Genomic DNA, 557 nt, shown 5'->3' on the forward strand with positions numbered 1-557 from the left:
TCATCAATTCTGGGCAGCGGATACTTATTCTTGATAGTCACATCATTTAGTGCACGATAGTCCACACACATCCTCTGGGTATGATCTTTCTTTTCCACAAAAATAACCGGAGCTCCCCATGGTGATGAACTCGGTCTGATGTATCCTTTCTGAAGCAAATCGTCCACTTGCCTCTTGACTTCTGCCAACTCATTGGCTGCCATTCTATAAGGTCTCTTATGGATCGGAGTTGTTCCAGGTACCAAATCTATTCTGAACTCTATATCCCTTTTAGGCGGCATACGAGATAAATCATCTGGGAACACATCGGGATACTCCCGGACTATAGGAATCTCTTCCAAAGTTAACTGGTTCAGTCTTGACCTTAAAGACTCAGAAGACAATGCTTGAACAGTCACAACTCGACCATCATTGCTGGTGAGAGTTACTTTTCTGTTGGCACAGTCTATCACACCTTTATGTCTGGCTAACCAGTCCATCCCTAGGATGACATCTAGGTCTTTGGATTCTAACAAGATAAGATTGGCCAGAAATGGTACTCCTTGAATTTCTATTCT

At 42.9% G+C, this 557-nt stretch carries 1 protein-coding gene; it reads right to left on the bottom strand.

Features of this window, described 5'->3' with window-relative positions:
- Positions 1 to 557 (bottom strand): reverse transcriptase family protein (locus tag QQK43_RS23815; RefSeq protein WP_284309661.1); only part of this gene is annotated, 557 nt, incomplete at both ends.

The organism is Hydrogenophaga electricum, from assembly GCF_030160815.1.
GTDB classification, from domain to species: Bacteria; Pseudomonadota; Gammaproteobacteria; order Burkholderiales; family Burkholderiaceae_C; genus Hydrogenophaga; species Hydrogenophaga electricum.